We start from the raw sequence: 20,037 nt of genomic DNA, 5'->3' as shown, positions 1-20,037 counted from the left end.
CTAGGCCCCCTATACGTCAATATAACGTGCAGACGCTGCGCGTCTCACTATGCCCCGATCGGTTAGGCGATAGTACGTTTGATCTCGATAATTTCGAACACTTCGATGTTATCGCCAACGCGCACGTCGTTGTAGTTCTTCACGCCGATACCACATTCCATGCCGTTACGGACTTCGTTAACGTCATCTTTGAAGCGGCGCAGAGACTCCAGCTCGCCTTCATAGATAACCACGTTGTCACGCAGCACGCGGATTGGGTTGTGACGTTTCACAATACCTTCCGTCACCATACAGCCTGCAATCGCGCCAAACTTCGGTGATTTGAACACATCGCGAACTTCGGCCAGGCCGATGATCTCTTGTTTGTATTCCGGCGCCAGCATACCGCTCATCGCCTGCTTCACTTCGTCGATCAGATCATAGATGACGGAGTAGTAACGCAGATCCAGACTTTCCGCCTCGACAACGCGACGCGCAGAGGCATCGGCACGAACGTTGAAGCCCAGGATGATCGCGTTGGACGCGGCGGCCAGCGTCGCGTCGGTTTCGGTGATCCCACCTACGCCGGAACCGACAATCTTCACTTTCACTTCGTCGGTGGAGAGTTTCTGCAACGAATCGGCAATCGCTTCTACGGAGCCCTGAACGTCGGCTTTCATCACGATGTTCAGTTCGGACACTTCGCCTTCGGTCATGTTGGCAAACATGTTTTCCAGCTTGGATTTCTGCTGACGTGCCAGTTTCACTTCGCGGAACTTGCCTTGACGATAGAGCGCCACTTCACGGGCTTTCTTCTCGTCACGTACCACGGTAGCTTCATCACCCGCAGCCGGAACACCGGACATACCGAGGATTTCCACCGGAATGGACGGACCCGCTTCGGTGATTTCACGACCCAGTTCATCACGCATGGCGCGCACACGGCCATACTCAAAACCGCACAGCACGATATCGCCCTTGTTGAGTGTACCTTCACGCACCAGTACCGTTGCTACCGGGCCACGGCCTTTATCCAAGAAGGATTCAATCACCACGCCGCTTGCCATACCTTTACGGACAGCCGTCAGTTCCAACACTTCTGCTTGCAGCAGAATGGCGTTAAGCAGATCGTCAATGCCGGTACCGGCTTTGGCTGACACAGGAACAAACTGGCAATCGCCACCCCATTCTTCCGGGATGATGCCGTATTGCGTCAGTTCATTTTTGACGCGATCCGGATCGGCTTCTGGCTTGTCAATCTTGTTGACCGCAACCACCACCGGCACCTTGGCCGCTTTGGCGTGTTGAACGGCTTCGATGGTCTGCGGCATCACACCGTCATCGGCAGCAACAACCAGCACCACGATATCCGTTGCCTGCGCACCACGTGCACGCATCGCGGTAAACGCGGCGTGGCCCGGGGTATCCAGGAAGGTGATCATGCCATTTTCAGTTTCAACGTGGTAGGCACCGATATGCTGGGTGATCCCACCCGCTTCGCCCGCTGCCACTTTGGTGGAGCGAATGTAATCCAGCAGCGAGGTTTTACCGTGGTCAACGTGCCCCATGATGGTCACGACCGGTGCGCGCGATTCTGCCGCAACGCCCATATCACGGTCGCTCATTACTGCTTCTTCCAGCTCATTTTCACGACGCAGGATAACCTTGTGACCCATCTCTTCGGCCACTAATTGTGCCGTTTCCTGATCGATAACCTGGTTGATGGTTGCCATGGCACCCAGCTTCATCATCGCCTTGATGACCTGAGAGCCTTTCACCGCCATCTTGTTCGCCAACTCGGCAACGGTAATGGTTTCACCGATCATCACGTCACGGTTAACCGCTTGCACCGGCTTGTTAAAGCCCTGCTGCAACGAGCTAGGTTTACGTTTGCCTTTGCCACCGCGAGTAGCAGCACGCGCTTCTTCACGGTCAGCCTTGCTTTCAGACAGGCGGTTGCCTTTCTTCTGCTTGGTGACTTTGGCGCTACGGGTGCGGCCACGAGGATTACTCTCGACTTCGCGATCGTTTTCGTCTTCTGCAACGCGGGCATGGTGAGAAGTGGTTACGTGATAGTCAGTGCTATCCTCTTCTTCACTGCTCGGCGTCTCGCTGGCCCATTTGGCGGCATTCTCTTCCGCCATACGGCGTGCTTCTTCAGCAACGCGGCGTGCATCTTCCTCAACCTTCAGGCGGGCCGTTTCTTCAGTCTTGCGCTTCAGCTCAGCAGCCTCGGCCTCACGGCGGGCTTTCTCTGTGGCCGGAACAGATTTCGTCATACTGGTATTTTGATGATTGCTCAATTTGTCTTTTTCCGCTGCGTCACGCTTGGCTTTTTCAGCGGCCTCTCGCTTGGCTTGCTCTTCAGCTTCACGTTTCGCTTTTTCAGCCGCCTCACGCTGAGCTTTTGCTTCAGCTTCGCGTTGGGCCTGCTCTTCAGCTTCACGTTGAGCCAGTTCTTCCGCTTCCTGCCGTGCACGCTCTTCTTCTTCAGCCTGCTGACTGCTCAGCGGATCGCGCTGAACATACGTGCGTTTTTTGCGGACTTCAATCTGCACTGATTTACTTTTTCCGCCAGTGCTCGGAATATTCAAGGTGCTACGCGTTTTACGTTGCAGAGTCAACTTACCGGCCGCAGAACCGCGTTCGCGGTTCAAATGCGCCAGCAGCGTCTCTTTTTCCTGCTGGGACACGTTATCCGATGCAGACTTGGTAATTCCCGCATCAGCAAACTGCTGTATCAGGCGGTCTACCGGAGTCTGAATCTCTACGGCCAGCGATTGTATGGTCACTTCTGTCATGCTGTTCCTTTCCTGCTACAGTGTCGTTATTCGTTTTCGTCGCCGAACCAGCAGATATTACGGGCGGCCATGATCAACTCACCGGCCTTCTCATCGTTCAGCCCTTCAATATCTGTCAGGTCGTCAACGCCCTGCTCAGCAAGATCTTCCAGCGTACATACTCCACGCGCGGCGAGAGTGAACGCCAACTCGCGCGGTAAACCCGGTAAACTGAGCAAATCTTCCGCCGGTTGGCCACCGCCACGGCTCTCTTCCTGCGCCAACGCCAATGTGGTCAATGCCGCTTTGGCGCGTTCACGCAGTGCTTCGATGGTTTCCTCATCCAGACCATCGATCTCCTGGAGTTCCTTGATAGGCACATAGGCCAGTTCTTCCAGTGAGGAGAACCCTTCTTCAACCAGCACGGTGGCAAACTCTTCGTCGATACCCAGGTGCTTGGTAAATACGTCGATCGCGGCGTGTGCTTCAGCTTGGTGCTTGCCTTGCAAGTCTTCCACGGTCATCACGTTCAGTTCCCAGCGGTCATCCGAACGGTGCTGTTTCAGCAGTTGAGATGCCAGGCGCACATTCTGCCCGTTACGGCCAATCGCCTGTGCCAGGTTGCCGGACTCCACGGCGATATCCATGGTGCAGTTGTCTTCATCGACAACGATGGAGACCACGTCAGCCGGTGCCATGGCATTGATAACGAACTGCGCCGGGTTATCATCCCACAGAATGATATCAATGCGCTCGCCACCCAGTTCGCTGGAAACCGCTTGTACGCGCGCACCGCGCATACCGACGCACGCACCGACCGGGTCAATACGCTTGTCATTAGTTTTCACCGCGATCTTAGCGCGAGAACCTGGATCGCGGGCAGCCGCTTTGATCTCGATAACTTCTTCGCCAATTTCCGGCACTTCGATGCGGAACAGTTCCACCAGCATCTCAGGGCGCGAGCGGCTGACAAACAGCTGTGCGCCACGCGCTTCCGGTCTTACTGAGTACAGCACGCCGCGAATACGGTCGCCCGGACGGAAATTTTCACGCGGCAGCATATCTTCACGGCCAATCACCGCTTCTGCGTTGTTGCCCAGATCCAACGAAATGTTGTCGCGGTTCACTTTTTTAACCACGCCAGTGACAATATCGCCTTCCTGCTCACGGAACTGATCGACCACCATGGCACGTTCAGCTTCACGTACTTTCTGTACGATAACCTGTTTGGCCGTTTGTGTGGTGATACGGTCAAACGTCACGGATTCGATCTGATCTTCAACATAGTCGCCAAGACCGAGAGACGGATCTTCAAACTGAGCCGCTTCCAACGTGATTTCACGCGTTGGTTGCGTCACTTCGTTGACAGCAACCCAGCGGCGAAACGTATCGAAATCACCGGTTTTGCGATCGATGCAAACCCGAACGTCAATTTCCTGTTCGTATTTTTTCTTTGTCGCTGTCGCTAGCGCAGTTTCCAGTGCTTCAAAAATTTTTTCGCGCGGAACGGCTTTTTCGTTGGAAACTGCTTCAACAACAGCCAGAATCTCTTTGTTCATCCTAGTTGCCTCATCCAAACTTTAAAAGTGGGGTACCAGGTTCGCCTTCTGGATGTTGCTCAGTGCGAACACTTCATCTTTGCCTTCCACTGTTACGGTAATCATCTCACCTTCAACGGATTTGATAACTCCCGCCCATTTACGACGGTTTTGTACCGCCATGCGCAGCACCAGGGTCACTTCTTCGCCGAGGAAACGCACGTAATGTTCTGCGATGAATAAAGGACGATCCAAGCCAGGTGATGACACTTCCAGGTTATAGGCAACCGTAATGGGATCTTCAACATCCAGCACCGCACTCACCTGGTGGCTGACATCAGCACAATCATCAACTGTGATGCCGTCTTCACTATCAATATAGATACGCAGCGTCGATTGGCGACCACGGACAAACTCAACGCCCACCAATTCGTAGCCTAATGCTTCAACGGGTGCCGAGATCATCGCTGTCAATTTCTGTTCTAATGTGGACAAGCCCACCCCCAAGACATAAAAAAAGGGCTAAAAGCCCAGTCATGTTGTTGCCAAATAACAAAAAACCCCGAAATATCGGGGCTTTATGCAACTGGACCCTATATACCGCAACAGGCTGCGGTATTACTTCTCGCAAGGATTTTTTCAAAAAATCCGCTGTGGGTGTCATAACCGCCACTCACAGTTCATTTGAAAAAAAACTTAAGCGAAAGAAGTGATTTGGTTGCGGGGGCCGGATTTGAACCGACGACCTTCGGGTTATGAGCCCGACGAGCTACCAGGCTGCTCCACCCCGCGTCCGAAAACGTGGCAAATAGTACGCCGCCAACCGTGAAAAAGCAAGCTATCAATCAGAGATGATGCGAGGACAAGATCTGAAATCTTTGTCTATTCTATTGAAAAGAAAAGACAGTTGTCAACCCTTGAAAAACAGCCCGCCGCGCACTGCTAAAAAACAGAGAAAAACGTCTTAATACAGCGCAAAAACGCTGAAAAAACAGCACCTAAGTCATATCTCTTTTTTTAAGAATCTTAAATAGAAAAAAACGCTCCATTTCCTAGTGATACACACCATTTAAACCAGAAAATACAGCATTTAATCCTTATGCTCCGTTCACTAGCTCACTTTGCACCCCAATGAATAAAAATGTAAATTTACCGTAAATTTAGAGTGTGCTAATAAGGAAACGGAATTTACAACTATCACTATTTTTAGGAATGATGCCGATGACATCACCTTTTTCAGTAACATCTTGTTATGCGCAGCACAGCAAAATTAACGCCAGGTTTAATAAACGTATCATCGCACTTTTGGTAAGCACCGCAATCGCTGCCCCTACACTGGGCGGGGAATTGCCTGGCGGTGCCACGGTCGCAGCGGGTAACGTGTCGATTGGCGGAAACGGCAATGCGATGACGGTCACTCAACAATCCAATACGGCCATTGTTAACTGGAATAGTTTCTCTGTCGGTCAAGGCCAATCTGTTAACTTTATCCAACCAAGCAGTTCCTCTGCGATCCTCAATAGGGTAACTGGCTCCACGCGCTCGTCGATCGCTGGCGCGGTCACCGGGAACGGGCAGGTTTACCTGATTAACCCTAATGGTATCGCGATTACCTCCACCGGTACGGTAAAAGTGGGCGGCGGGTTTGTCGCCTCAACGCTGGACATCAACGATGAGGATTTCCTTAAAGGGAAACGGCAGTTTACCGGAAACGGAAACGCGGCAGAGGTAAGTAATGCCGGAGTCGTCAGTGTAGGGCGCGGTGGGTATGCGGCCTTGATGGGGGGGAGCGTAAAAAATGACGGGCTTATCAATGTACCGGTAGGCAAAGTGGGTTTGGGTGCCGCCGAGAAAGCGACGCTCGATCTCTCTGGTGATGGTTTCCTCCAGGTTGCCGTACCAAGCACTTCCGGTGTGAAAGAGGCATTAATTCAGAATAACGGGACGGTATCGGCCAACGGCGGAGCCGTTATCATGACGGCTGCCACCGCGCGTAATGCAGTCCGCAATGCCATCAATCTCTCTGGCGTGGTCGAAGCCAACAGCGTGGGCGGCCAAAATGGCGCGATCACCATTGGCGGCGGCGAAGGGGGCAACGTTACCGTATCGGGCACCGTGACCGCCACTTCGTCGCAAGGCAATGGCGGTAAGGTGAACATTACCGGCGATTCGATTGTCCTGGCGGGGGCCAAGGTAGATGTCTCCGGTAAAACGGGCGGTGGCACGGTCAATATTGGCGGTGAACGTCAAGGAAAAGGCAGCACGCAGCGCGCCACGACCACAACGCTTAATGCCGCGACCACGGTAAAAGCCGATGCAACAGCACAGGGTAACGGCGGTAACGTCGTGGTGTGGTCAGATAATCACACAACCTTTAACGGCAAAATCAGTGCGCGTGGCGCGGGTACGGGGACTGGCGGCGAAGTCGAAGTCTCAGGCAAAGCGAAACTGGCGTACACGGGAAAAACCGATCTTTCCGCCGACAGTGGTAAATACGGTAACCTGTTGCTCGATCCCCACAATGTGGTTATCTCCTCAACTGCCGACAACGGCACGGGATTCAACGCCAGCACTGATGATAGCGTCATCAATGTCAATACGCTGCAAAATGCCCTGGCGTCAGCCAATGTGACCGTTTCTACCGGTACAACAGGAACTCAAAACGGCGATATTACCGTTGCCAGCAATATTGGCTGGTCCGCCGATACCACCTTAACGCTGGCAGCAGCAGGAAACATTGCCCTTAACGGCAATATTGTTGCCACCGGTACCAATGCAGGTTTGGCACTGAATTACGGTAGTGGGAAAGACTATACGTTGCTATCGGGCAAGTCCATCACCCTCTCTGGTGCCAATTCCTCACTCTCTATCGGTGGTCAGAATTACACATTGATACGCTCGATGGCACAGTTGGATGCCATCGACACCACTGGGTTGTCGGGGCGTTATGCACTGGCGCAGAACGTGAATGCCAACGGTACCACTTACAGCAATGCACTGGTCGGCACATCACAAGGCGCGGCGTTTAGCGGTATCTTCACCGGCCTTGGCAACACTATCTCGAATTTGAACATCAACAGTGCAGACACCTATGTGGGGCTGTTTGGCTACAATATGGGGACCATCAGAAATATCGCGCTGACGGCTGCCCAGTTAACGGGGTCTTCCTCCGCAACATTCTATGCAGGCTTGCTGGCAGGGTTTAACACCGGGACGGTTGCCTATGCGTCGGTAGATGGCAGTATGACGCGCTCCTCTACCGCAGGCGCTTACATGGGTGGCGTGGTTGGACAAAATACCGGGACGATAAAATACACCCACTCTGGCGCTACCATCAGTGCGATATACAGTTCCAATTGGTCTTATTGGGGTGGGGTGGTTGGCCAAAACAACAAAGACATTCTACAAAGCTACTTTGATGGTGCTCTCGATCTTTCCGGTACAGCAGGCAATGGCTTGCAGTATACGGGGGGTTTGGTTGGTAATAACGCCAGTGGCAGCAAAATTACGCAAAGCTATTCATCCGGCAGCGTAAAAGGCTCTGGGATGGGCGGTGCGGTGGGGTACTTAGGTGGCTTGGCCGGAGCGAATTCCGGCTCGGTACTCAACAGCTATGTGACAGGAACGATGAATGCTAGCCTGAATGCCTACGCGGGAGGTTTGGTCGGGTCCAATCAGTCTGGCACGATATCAGGAAGCTATGCCAATAACACCATTACAGCATCGTCTACATTCAGCGTTGGCGGATTGGTGGCCTCTGGTAGTGGCGGCAGCATAAGTGATTCATATTGGAATACGGAAACTACCGCCCAATCTGGCGTAGGAAGAGCCACGACACCCACCCAATCGATTACAGGGTTGACCAGCGCACAGATGAACGTGGCCAGTAACTTTAGTGCACTGGACAGCAAAGTCTGGGGATCCGCTACCGGGTCCACCGCTCCCACATTATTTGGTGTCTCGGGCGCAGTAGGTGTAGCACAGAATGCTGTGTACGGCGCGACACCGACGACAACTTATTATGGCGTCGGCTTTTGGAACGCCATAAGTGGTAGTCTTGCCAATGGTTTGAAGCTTACCGATAACGTGGGAAGTTACATATTAAGCACTGATGGGCTGAGTGCTACCAACGCTGCAGGGCAGGCTATCAATATCATCAGTCTGGGGGCAAACGTTACGCCCGCCGCATTGACCATTAGAGCGAGTAATGCCGACAAAACATACGGTGATACCGCCTCGCTGGGTTATACCGCACAAGGGTTAATCAATGGCGATAGCATCACGTCGGTGAATTTGACCAGCCCAGGAAATACTGCGACAGCCAATGTGGGGATCTACGGTATCACGGCCAGCAACGCAACGGGTACTGGTCTGGGTAACTACACCATTAGCTATAACAATGGCACCCTGACCGTCACCCCGGCGGCACTCTCCATCAGCGCCGACAATGTCAGCAAGATCTACGGCAACACGGCAAATCTGGGTTATTCAACAGCGGGTCTGGTGAACGGCGATACGGTTGATGGGGTAACCCTGACCAGCGCGGGTAACGCCACCAGCGCCACTGTCGGCAGCTACGGCATCACCGCCAGCAACGCAACGGGGACCGGTCTGGGTAACTACACCATTAGCTATAACAATGGCACCCTGACCGTCACCCCGGCGGCACTCTCCATCAGCGCCGACAATGTCAGCAAGATCTACGGCAACACGGCAAATCTGGGTTATTCAACAGCGGGTCTGGTGAACGGCGATACGGTTGATGGGGTAACCCTGACCAGCGCGGGTAACGCCACCAGCGCCACTGTCGGCAGCTACGGCATCACCGCCAGCAACGCAACGGGTACTGGTCTGGGTAACTACACCATTAGCTATAACAATGGCACCCTGACCGTCACGCCGGCGGCACTCTCCATCAGCGCCGACAACGTCAGCAAGATCTACGGCAACACGGCAAATCTGGGTTATTCAACAGCGGGTCTGGTGAACGGCGATACGGTTGATGGGGTAACCCTGACCAGCGCGGGTAACGCCACCAGCGCCACTGTCGGCAGCTACGGCATCACCGCCAGCAACGCAACGGGGACCGCCAGCAACGCAACGGGTACTGGTCTGGGTAACTACACCATTAGCTATAACAATGGCACCCTGACCGTCACGGCCAGCCGCACTCACCATCAGCGCCGACAACGCCAGCAAAATCTACGGCAACACGGCAAATCTGGGTTATTCCACAGCGGGTCTGGTGAACGGTGATACGGTGGACGGACTGACGCTGACCAGCGCCGGTAACCTGACAACGGCTAATGTCGGCAGTTACGGCATCACGGCCAGCAACGCAACGGGGACCGGTCTGGGTAACTACACCATCAGCTACAACAATGGCACCCTGACCGTCACGCCAGCCGCACTCACCATCAGCGCCGACAACGCCAGCAAAATCTACGGCAACACGGCAAATCTGGGTTATTCCACAGCAGGTCTGGTGAACGGCGATACGGTGGACGGACTGACGCTGACCAGCGCCGGTAACGCCACCAGCGCCACTGTCGGCAGCTACGGCATCACCGCCAGCAACGCGACCGGTACAGCGCTTGGTAACTACACCATCAGTTACAATAACGGCACCCTGACCGTCACGCCAGCCGCGCTGACCATCAGCGCAGACAACGCCAGCAAGATCTACGGCAACAGCGCCAACCTCGGTTATACCACTGAGGGTCTGGTGAACGACGATACGGTTAACGGGCTGACGCTGACCAGCGCGGGTAACGCGGCAACGGCCAATGTCGGCAGCTACGGCATCACGGCCAGCAACGCAACGGGCACCGGCCTGGATAACTACACCATCAGCTACAACAACGGTACGCTGACGGTCACTCCGGCGGCACTCTCCATCAGCGCTGAAAACGCCAGCAAGATCTACGGTAATAGCGCTAACCTCGGCTATTCCACTGTGGGGCTGGTGAACGGCGATGCGGTTAGCGGGCTGACACTGACCAGCGCCGGTAACGCGGCAACGGCTAATGTCGGCAGTTACGGCATCACGGCCAGCAGCGCAACGGGGGCCGGTCTGGGTAACTACACCATCAGCTACAACAATGGCACCCTGACTGTAACACCGGCAGCACTGACCATCAGCGCCGACAACGCCAGCAAGATCTACGGCAACACGGCAAGTCTGGGTTATTCCACAGCAGGTCTGGTGAACGGCGATACGGTTGATGGGGTAACCCTGACCAGCGCGGGTAACACCGCCAGCGCTAACGTCGGCAGCTACGGCATCACCGCCAGTAATGCCACCGGCAGCGCGCTGGGTAATTACACCATCAGCTACCACAACGGTGCGCTGACTGTCACCCCAGCGGCACTCACCATCAGCGCCGACAACGCCAGCAAGCTTTATGGTCAAACCGCAACGCTCGGCTATCAGGCTACTGGTCTGTTGAACGGGGATACCGTCGAGTCGGTAACCGTCTCGAGTTCAGGAGCCGATCGTTCAGCAGCGGTGGGGGAATATGCTGTAGTGGCTGAAAATGCGCTGGGCGATCGCCTTGCCAACTACAACATTACTTATGTGGATGGCGCATTAACCGTCGATCTGCCAATCCCCACTGATTTACCGCTCGCAGCCAATATTGGTAACCGTTTCGCGGCACCAACCCTGACGCAACAGCTCACAGGCTCAAGCATGGTTGTTACGCACGATACCACAACAGCCCAAACGGCACCGGGGCAAACGGCGGGCAGCAGTGCCAATAATGACATTATGGCCACTGTCGAGCCTCGCCTTGCAGGCGCGGTATGTATGTTAGGCGCGGACTACGCACTTTCTTGCTCAGGCAAATAATAAGAAGAGATTTTTAATGCGAGTATCATCTTTATTTTCACCAGCATTTTTGTCACCGACGCTGCTCAGCCTGTGCATCGGTATCGGCCTCAGCACAAACGCAGCATCAGCTGCGCCCTCAGCGGGCCAATTAGCGCAACCCAGTTATGCCCCAGTGCAGCAACGGGACAGCGGGCGGGTAACTTTGCCCGCAACCACCGGTCTGCATGCGCCGCAAGGTTCAGAACAGTTGTACGTTGTACCCTCAGGCATCATCGTGGAAGGCGGCTACCCTGAACTGGCACAAGAAACGGCACGCATTGAGTCCACGCTGAAAGGCAAGAGAGTCTCGGCGGCTTCGCTATTTGCGGCGGCACGCGAGTTGGAAGCCGCGTATGCCAAGGCTGGTTATCTGCTAACGCGCGTCACTTTGCCGCCTCAGCAAATTAATGACGGTGCACCGCTAAGGGTCATTATCACCGATGGCTTTATTGAAAAAATCGATGCTTCCGCTTTTCCGATCACGGCGCGCCGCCGTATGGAAAGCGTGCTGGCTCCACTTGTGGGAGAAAAACACCTTACACGTAACATGCTCGAACGCCGTTTACTGCTAGCGGGCGATACACCGGGCGTCATGCTCAAATCCACCCTGCAACCGGGCAGCAAACCGGGCTCAACCGTGTTAATCGTCGATGGACGTTATAGCCCTATCACCGGGAGCGTCTCACTCGATAACGGGCAGTCTGATGAGCTTGGCAAGTATTCGCTCGGCGTCGGTGGAGAGATCAACAACATGACCGGCCTGGGCGATCAGCTCTATGTGCGTATGAACGGTTATCCACGCGGCGACGATGCCATCATGGACAGCGAACCGCGTAGCCGCCAGTTCGCGCTTGGGCTTGTCGTTCCTTTGGGCACCGACGGTTTCTGGCTAAACCTTGAAGGGGTTGATAGCCGCACCAAACCGACATCAGAAACGGCCGTTACCACCCGCGATCAGTACCACCGTTTCTCAACCCGCGTGGGATACCATTGGCTGCGCGCCCGTGATATCAACACCTCGACGCTGATGGCTTTTGATATCCAGAATGAGCAGCAAAATCTGCAACTCAACAGCCTCGATATTCCTTACACACAAGATAAGCTCCGTATCTTGCGTGTGACGCAGTCGCTCGATGTCACGACGGATTACGCTTCCCGTTTTTCATCCTCCCTGACCGCCTCTTTCGGTATAGATGGTCTTGGTGCCAGAAAGGGAAACGTTGACCTCCCCATGAGCAAAGACGGTGCCAAACCCGATTTTCAAAAACTGGAGTTGACCATGAACTACAGCCAGGGGTTGGCTGATGGCAAGGTGCAGCTCTCTCTGGCGGGGTTGGCACAAACGGCATTCAACAACGTGTTGCCCTCCTCTGAACAGGTCTCTATGGGTGGCTCTAGTTGGATCTCTGCTTTCGATTCCGGCACGATGAGCGGTGACAGTGCGTTGATCGGGCGCGCCGAGGTGGGCCTGCCACAGCCATTGGGCGCTTTTTCCTGGGCACCGACCTTTGGCAATGCACTGATGCCGTACGCCTTTGGCTCACTGGGAACCGTTGGGCTCTCAAAACCAACAGCGTTAGAACAAAAAGACGTGCACGGTAGCGCTTACGGGGTAGGCTTACGCCTGAGTACCAGCCAGATAGCCAGCCCGAACAGCGCAATGGTCTCCGTTGAATATGCACGAGGTAAACAAAGCGGCGAACCCGATGACGACCGTGTCAATCTGCGTGTGTTAACCTTCTTCTGATCCCTGTGTTAATCCGCATACCTTATAGGTATGCGGAATCTTTCCGTACCCCTCACCGCAACCGCAGATATATACCACCATATGGTTATGCCTACTGGTTACCTATCACTTTATTATCAGATTACCTTTTTCACTTAGATACATTTTCGCTACATCTCTTCATTAGAAACTATTAATTAGTGATAAATTGCCCATTTTACCCCTGTACGTTCCACTAGACTGCATTCAACGATTGTCATATTAATCTCTGCATAGGCGATATTTCTATTTACTGATGAAGAGATGCCTACAAGAGGCCATAAAGCAAATAGGTTGATACAAACTACCGCATCTAATTGCAGATACGTTATCACGCGGCTTTCACTTTCCTATTCTTTAGCATAATCATTTTACCCTTATCATAAACGGCAAGGTACAACCCATGGTTATTATATAGCATCAACCTGCTTACCTCAGTGAGGCAATATAGAGGGCAACAAAAATGCCCCATCATAATATATTGAAAAATATTGCAGAGATACGTTATTGCCCTGATTACTTCACCCTAAAAGGTTCCCTAGAATGAAAAAAAATAGATTGCTGTTTTATATCGTACTGGCGATTATCCTAGGTATTATCGTCGGTGGGGCTTGCCACTCGTACCTGCGTATTGATGAAGCAAAAAATATTGCTTCATATTTCAACCTTATCACCGATGTATTCCTACGTCTGATCAAAATGATCATCGCGCCACTGGTATTTGCCACTCTGGTTTCAGGATTAGCCAGCATGGGAAATTCCTCATCGGTAGGACGCATTGGTTTAAAAGCCATGATGTGGTTTGTCAGCGCCTCTCTCGTTTCACTGTTCATCGGTATTCTGTTCGCAAACATATTTCAACCAGGCGTCGGTATGAACCTGGAGATCCCGGCGGCAACGGCCACAATCGATACTGGGATGAACGTGACAGGCTTTACGCTGAAAAGCTTTATTAGCCATATCTTCCCACGCAGCATCGTCGAAGCCATGGCAAATAATGAGATCTTACAGATTCTGGTGTTCTCATTGTTTTTTGGTTCTGCGTTAGCTTACGTCAAAGGGCAAAGTAAGCATGGCGTAGTCATGGAAAAGATGGTTGAAGAATTGGCCAAAGTAATGTTTCGTATCACAGACTACGTGATGCGCTTGGCTCCACTTGCTGTCTTCTCCTCACTCGCATCGTCGATCACAACACAAGGAATGGGCCTGCTGTTTGATTTTGGTAAATTGATTGGTGAGTTTTACCTCGGTCTACTGCTGTTGTGGGCATTGATGCTGGGCGTCGGCGCCTTGTTTCTGGGTAAAAATGCAACGTGGAATTTGGCGCGATTGTTACGCGAACCGTGCATGCTGGCCTTTGCTACCGCAAGCAGTGAAGCGGCCTATCCTAAAACCATGGATGCACTCGATACCTTTGGCGTGCCGAAGAAAATCACCAGTTTCGTTCTACCACTAGGGTATTCGTTTAATCTTGTGGGTTCGATGATCTACCAAGCGTTTGCCATCCTGTTTATCGCTCAGGCGTACAACATCCATCTGGATCTGTCACAGCAAATCATGATTCTTCTGACGCTGATGATAACCAGTAAGGGCATGGCAGGTGTCGCTCGTGCAGCCGTTGTTGTCGTAGCAGCGACATTACCGATGTTCAATTTACCGGAAGCGGGCATTTTGCTCATCATTGGTATCGATCAGTTCCTTGATATGGGGCGTACAGCGACCAACGTCATTGGGAATGGTATCGCTACCGCTGTCGTTGCCAAACTGGAAGACGATTATGACCATTCCGAAGAGGAAACAATATTGGTGATGGCAGAAACAAAACCCAGCTGATTTATAAATAAAAAATCGAAACGATGACAGGCGTGCCGCTTGCACGCCTGTCATCGTGTAAATGGAGACAAGATACAGTGATTAATGTACTGATTGTTGATGATAATAGGCCGGCCGCAGAATTAAACCGGCTCTACGTCAACCATGTTCGCGGATTTAACTGCTCGGGAATAGCCTCTTCGCTCATACAAGCAAAATGTTTCTTAGCGCAGGATGAACATAAGGTCGACCTTGTGCTACTCAATCAAAGCATCCCCCATACCCGTGAAGTCAGCTTACTTTCCGAGATCTGTGAGGAGAATGACCATGTGCATATCATGCTTGTCTCTTCCAGGAAAAATTATCATGCCTTCAACAAAAAGAATGAACCGTATGCTCACCGCATGGTTGATTACTTATTAGCGCCTTTTCAATTCACCCGGCTTGAGCATAATTTAAGTGCCTATCGGGAAAAATTAGCGGTGTATAGACAATGGGCGAGAGATAAATCAGCTTTAATCCCAACAGCATCACGTGCATTACCCAAAGGGCTAACGAGCGGGACATTAAACATCGTATGTGCTTGGATCAAAAGCAACCAAGACCAGGCATTCTCTACGAAAATGCTGGCAAACGCCATCGGTATATCTTGCGTATCTTGTCGAAAATACCTGCTCTACCTTTCTGAAAAACAGATGCTAACGACACAGTTTCACTATGGCACCTCAGGAAGGCCTATGTATATGTACCGCTTATTCTCTAATTACGCGCTGTAATCAGCATAGATACCGGGCGTTATTGCCCGATCACCGAAAGCGTTGACGAACACCGCCGCCTAGCGGTTTGTTCTGGTTAACATTCGCAGCCAATTTATCTTGCAGAACCTTAATCGCAGGAGATATCACCTGCTTGCGGTTTGGTGCATCGTGCTGAACCAAAGTATTGTCAGTCGTCGACGGTTGCGCATCAAAACGCTTAGCCATTGCCAATACATGTCTCGGCCCAGGGCTGATAGTGCGGTGCATAGCAGACAGATTCTTGTCAGACACGCTGGGTGACACATTGTCTGGCACAATATTCGTTCGAGAATGCACATTTTCTCTGCTCGCCTCAACGCTGTACCATTGAGTCGGCTGTGTCAACGCTGCATAGTCGAACTTAGAAACGCAATCCCCTGCCCTCGTCACCGTAACGAATGCGTTAAAACGATCACTGTGTTGTCCATGCAGTAAAAATGCGGCCTCTTTTTTATTCGCATTAAATTCTTTGGCGAGCGTGTTGCCGGTGCGCATCGCGCTGATATTGCGTTGCGGGTTCGCGGTCATTTTTTGGCATAGATCGGACAGGCTTGTGAATGTCAGCGTTTCGTCTCGCAAAACCTTCATGGCGGTTTCACCACTAAATTCCTCATTGGTTCCACTACGCGTATCAATCTTCACCCTGGAAATCGCCCGTCCTTCCATAGGATTGGTGATAAATAAGAGATCGTTACCCTGCCGAACCAACGAAATAGGCTTGTTGAAAAAAATATAATCACCCTGACAACGGATATTGTCGCTGCTAAACAAATGGCTTGTTGGATTTTTAAGAAGATAATCAAAAATCATCTTTTTATCTTTATCGCTGTCACTATCACTATTACTAGGAACTGGATTTTCATCGTTAAGCAGCGGCCTCAAGATGTCTTTTGGCGTCACCGTGTTCTCACTCTCGTCAGAGACCAACGCTAACAGCGACGTATTGTCCAGAGCCTTCGCCTCATCAGCGGAAGCCTTTTGCATCGGCATACACACATCCCTTCCCCATTTCGCCGTGATGGCCTTGAATACATCACCGAAACCGACAAATACCTTTTTCACCGTAGTAGACAAGGTGCAAGAACAGTTGCTGATGCCCGATAAGAGCTGTTGCAGTTTGCCTTTTGGTACCGCTTTTTTTGGCTCAGTAGCGGTATTCATGTCACCGTCCCCGATGTGGGTGGTACTTGTTCCATTCATTTGCGGTGATAGAGGGACTCCGACATTTTTTATCATCATTACGCTTATACCCTTCGTTAATTACTCATCATTTCACGACTTACAGCTATGCAGGTTGCCCAGATAGCGACAACCTGTGTGACGATGATTATTTCATAACCAGCGCAATGAAATTTTAAGGGAACGCCTTTCAGCAACAGAGAGTAAACAAACGCCCGTTAATGCATGCAGCAGTCTGTATCGGAATGCAGGATCAGTAGGGGTTGTGGAGAGCAGAAGAATCGGCTTGATAGCAGGCACAGCGATAAAAAGAGTAAAACAAAAAAGACGTCAATCGACGTCTTCTTTTAATATTGGTACCGAGGACGGGACTTGAACCCGTAAGCCCAATCGGGCACTACCACCTCAAGGTAGCGTGTCTACCAATTCCACCACCTCGGCATCCGAACTCTTTCAATTACTTGGGAATGTCACTCGCAGGAGCAGCCGGTGCTGCTGGCGTAGCGGGCTGTTCAACCTGAGTCGGTTGACCAAGGTTATCCCACTCACTGCCACCCTTGCTCTGATGTGAACTCATGTTCCCTAAGACCAGGCTGAGGACGAAAAACAGCGTCGCCAACACAGCGGTCATACGTGTCATAAAGTTACCGGAACCGCTCGAACCGAACAACGTCGCCGATGCTCCAGCTCCGAACGAGGCACCCATATCAGCACCTTTACCTTGTTGCAGCATGATTAGACCTACCAGGCCTAATGCAATCAACAGGAAAATGACTAAAAGAGCTTCGTACATGATAGTACCCGTAACTGTTTCCCCATCATTCGATGAGGAGGCTAAATTCTCGCGGTAAACCGCACACATCTCGCTCAGCGGACAGCGTTTGTCCCCGGTAGAGCGGGTCTGAATACTAACTAAACCCACTGGGCGACGCAAGTGTATTTTAGAAAGATCAATGCGATTGCGGAAAAAAACGGCTAACCCCATCAATAGGGGCAAAGGCTGTCTCTGTTATGAACCACAAAGACAACCCGACGCCCGAGAAATTAATGCGCCGCTTTAACGACATCCGCAATTTGATTGGCAAGGCTGACAACCAGAGCTTCATCTTCCCCTTCGACCATCACGCGAATCAGAGGCTCTGTACCAGACTTACGCAACAGGACACGACCACGTCCCGCCAGCGTTTTCTCCACCTCTGACACGACGTTTTTCACGGCATCGCTTTCCAGCGGATCGCTGCTGCCGGTGAAGCGCACGTTGACCAACACCTGCGGGAACAATTTCATGCCGCTACAGAGATCGTGCAGCGACATATGGTTGCGCACCATTGCCGTCAGCACCTGAAGGCCAGCAATGATGCCGTCGCCCGTGGTAGTTTTATCCAGCAGAATGACATGCCCGGAGTTCTCTGCGCCGATACGCCAGCCCTTCTCTTGCATTTTTTCCAGCACATAGCGATCGCCCACTTTGGCGCGAGCAAACGGGATACCCAGTTGCTTCAATGCCAGCTCCAGGCCCATGTTGCTCATCAGCGTACCCACCGCACCGCCGCGCAGTTGCCCTTGGCGCAACCCTTCGCGTGCAATGATATAGAGGATCTGATCGCCATCGACCTTATTGCCTTCATGATCCACCATGATCAACCGATCGCCGTCACCATCAAATGCCAGACCGACGTCTGCCTTTTCCGCCAGCACGCGAGATTGAAGCTGACGCACATCGGTTGCACCGCAGGATTCGTTAATATTCATGCCATCTGGCTCACAGCCAATGGCAATCACTTTTGCGCCCAGTTCGCGCAGCACGCTCGGCGCGATGTGGTAGGTTGCACCGTTGGCACAATCCACCACGATTTTTAACCCACTCAGGCTCAGTTCGTTCGGGAACGTACTCTTACAAAACTCAATGTAGCGCCCGGCAGCATCCACGATTCGATTCGCTTTGCCCAACTCAGCCGATTCCACACACGTCAGCGGCTTATCCAGTTCTGCTTCGATGGCCTCTTCCACGTCATCCGGCAGTTTGGTGCCATCGATAGAGAAAAATTTGATGCCATTGTCGTAGTAGGGGTTGTGTGATGCAGAGATAACAATGCCCGCCTCAGCACGGAAAGTGCGCGTCAGATACGCCACGGCGGGTGTCGGCATCGGGCCGGTAAATGAGGCCGATAACCCGGCGGCGGCAAGCCCGGCTTCCAGCGCAGATTCCAGCATATAGCCAGAAATGCGGGTATCTTTACCGATAATGATTTTGCGCGATCCGTGGCTTGCCAGCACCTTACCAGCAGCCCAACCGAGTTTTAACACAAAATCCGGGGTAATGGGCGTCTCGCCCACTTTGCCACGCACACCATCCGTACCAAAATATTTGCGGTTACTCATTCGTTATTATTCCTTCTCTGCCAACGTGGCTTCGACAACTCGCATCGCGTCAACGGTCGCTTTTACATCGTGTACGCGAATAATATGCGCGCCCTGCATGGCGGCAATGACCGCACAAGCAACGCTACCATGTACGCGCTGAAGCGGAGGAACATTGAGCAGTTGCCCCACCATGGATTTTCTCGACATCCCGACCAGCAGCGGTAAACCAAAATGATGCAACTCCTGCAAATGCGCCAGGAGGCGGTAATTATGCGACAAATTCTTACCGAAACCGAACCCGGGATCCAGCAGCAGGCGATCTTTTTCAATGCCAACCTCGGTGCACCGTGCGATCTGCTGTTGGAAGTAGGCGTTTACCTCGGCCACCACATCATCATAATGCGGGTTATGCTGCATGGTTTTCGGCTCGCCTTGCATATGCATCAAGCAAATCGGTAGCCCGGTTGCCGCGGCAGCTTCCAGTGCGCCCGGTTCCTGCAATGAACGAATATCGTTAATCAGATGCGCGCCGGCCTGCGCTGCTGCGCTAATCACCTCGGGCTTGGACGTGTCAACCGAGAGCCAGGCATCAAAGCGCGCCGCCAGGGCTTCAACCACTGGGATAACGCGATCCAGTTCTTCCTGCACGCTGACATCCGCCGCTCCGGGGCGGGTAGACTCGCCGCCGATATCAATCAGCGTAGCTCCCGCGTTAACCATCTCTTGCGCATGGCGGATAGCTTCATCACGCGAGACATATTTTCCACCGTCGGAAAATGAATCCGGCGTAACGTTGAGAATCCCCATCACCTGAGGATGAGTGAGATCCAAAATGGCATCACGGGCAATTAGTTTCATCACCGTCTTCCTTTAACAACCGGTTTATCAATAAAGAAAAACCCCGGCAAGCCGGGGTTTTAAAAGAGGTGCCAGCAGCGCTATGACTGGATAA

12 protein-coding genes and 2 tRNA genes are annotated in these 20,037 nt (G+C 52.4%); 5 read left to right on the top strand and 9 right to left on the bottom strand.

Going from position 1 to position 20,037, the window contains the following annotated elements; all coding sequences use genetic code 11:
- Positions 1-62: 62 nt before the first annotated feature.
- The 4 genes from infB to J5224_RS12195 form a co-directional block, all read right to left on the bottom strand.
- Positions 63-2,780, bottom strand: coding sequence for a translation initiation factor IF-2 (gene infB, locus J5224_RS12210; protein ID WP_264625632.1), 2,718 nt, complete (start codon positions 2,778-2,780; stop codon positions 63-65).
- Positions 2,781-2,806: 26 nt separating this feature from the next.
- Positions 2,807-4,318, bottom strand: coding sequence for a transcription termination factor NusA (gene nusA, locus J5224_RS12205; protein ID WP_264625631.1), 1,512 nt, complete (start codon positions 4,316-4,318; stop codon positions 2,807-2,809).
- A 21-nt stretch (positions 4,319-4,339) separates the two neighbouring features.
- Entirely contained in the window at positions 4,340-4,792 is a 453-nt protein-coding gene (gene rimP / locus J5224_RS12200) for a ribosome maturation factor RimP (protein ID WP_264625630.1), read from the bottom strand.
- Positions 4,793-5,012: 220 nt separating this feature from the next.
- Positions 5,013-5,089, bottom strand: a tRNA-Met gene (locus tag J5224_RS12195).
- 513 nt (positions 5,090-5,602) lie between these two features.
- Here J5224_RS12195 and J5224_RS12190 point away from each other — a divergent pair.
- The 5 genes from J5224_RS12190 (at position 5,603) to J5224_RS12170 (ending at position 15,521) form a co-directional block, all read left to right on the top strand.
- Positions 5,603-9,553, top strand: coding sequence for a beta strand repeat-containing protein (locus J5224_RS12190; protein ID WP_264625629.1), 3,951 nt, complete (start codon positions 5,603-5,605; stop codon positions 9,551-9,553).
- Entirely contained in the window at positions 9,474-11,147 is a 1,674-nt protein-coding gene (locus tag J5224_RS12185; protein WP_319802438.1) for a beta strand repeat-containing protein, read from the top strand. The genes J5224_RS12190 and J5224_RS12185 overlap by 80 nt, the downstream gene beginning before the upstream one ends.
- 16 nt (positions 11,148-11,163) lie before the next feature.
- A complete protein-coding gene (locus J5224_RS12180) occupies positions 11,164-12,915 on the top strand; it encodes a ShlB/FhaC/HecB family hemolysin secretion/activation protein (RefSeq protein ID WP_264625628.1) in 1,752 nt (583 codons plus the stop codon).
- Between the two features lie 561 nt (positions 12,916-13,476).
- Entirely contained in the window at positions 13,477-14,766 is a 1,290-nt protein-coding gene (locus J5224_RS12175) for a dicarboxylate/amino acid:cation symporter (RefSeq protein ID WP_264625627.1), read from the top strand.
- Between the two features lie 77 nt (positions 14,767-14,843).
- Positions 14,844-15,521 (top strand): response regulator, encoded by a 678-nt coding sequence (locus tag J5224_RS12170; RefSeq protein WP_264625626.1) that lies wholly within the window; start codon positions 14,844-14,846, stop codon positions 15,519-15,521.
- Between the two features lie 30 nt (positions 15,522-15,551).
- Here the strand turns inward: J5224_RS12170 and J5224_RS12165 are convergent, their stop codons facing one another.
- The 5 genes from J5224_RS12165 to folP all read right to left on the bottom strand — a co-directional run bounded on the left by J5224_RS12165 (position 15,552) and on the right by folP (position 19,943).
- Entirely contained in the window at positions 15,552-16,703 is a 1,152-nt protein-coding gene (locus J5224_RS12165) for a hypothetical protein (protein WP_264625625.1), read from the bottom strand.
- Between the two features lie 372 nt (positions 16,704-17,075).
- Positions 17,076-17,162, bottom strand: a tRNA-Leu gene (locus J5224_RS12160).
- 16 nt (positions 17,163-17,178) lie between these two features.
- Complete coding sequence (gene secG, locus J5224_RS12155) at positions 17,179-17,514, bottom strand: preprotein translocase subunit SecG (protein WP_264625624.1); 336 nt, start codon at positions 17,512-17,514, stop codon at positions 17,179-17,181.
- A 251-nt stretch (positions 17,515-17,765) separates the two neighbouring features.
- Positions 17,766-19,103, bottom strand: a complete 1,338-nt coding sequence (gene glmM, locus J5224_RS12150; RefSeq protein WP_264625623.1) for a phosphoglucosamine mutase — start codon at positions 19,101-19,103, stop codon at positions 17,766-17,768.
- 6 nt (positions 19,104-19,109) lie between these two features.
- A complete protein-coding gene (gene folP, locus J5224_RS12145) occupies positions 19,110-19,943 on the bottom strand; it encodes a dihydropteroate synthase (RefSeq protein WP_264625622.1) in 834 nt (277 codons plus the stop codon).
- Positions 19,944-20,037: the final 94 nt, after the last annotated feature.

Source organism: Candidatus Symbiopectobacterium sp. NZEC135 (assembly GCF_025962695.1).
This window is presented reverse-complemented; position numbering and strand designations above follow the sequence as displayed.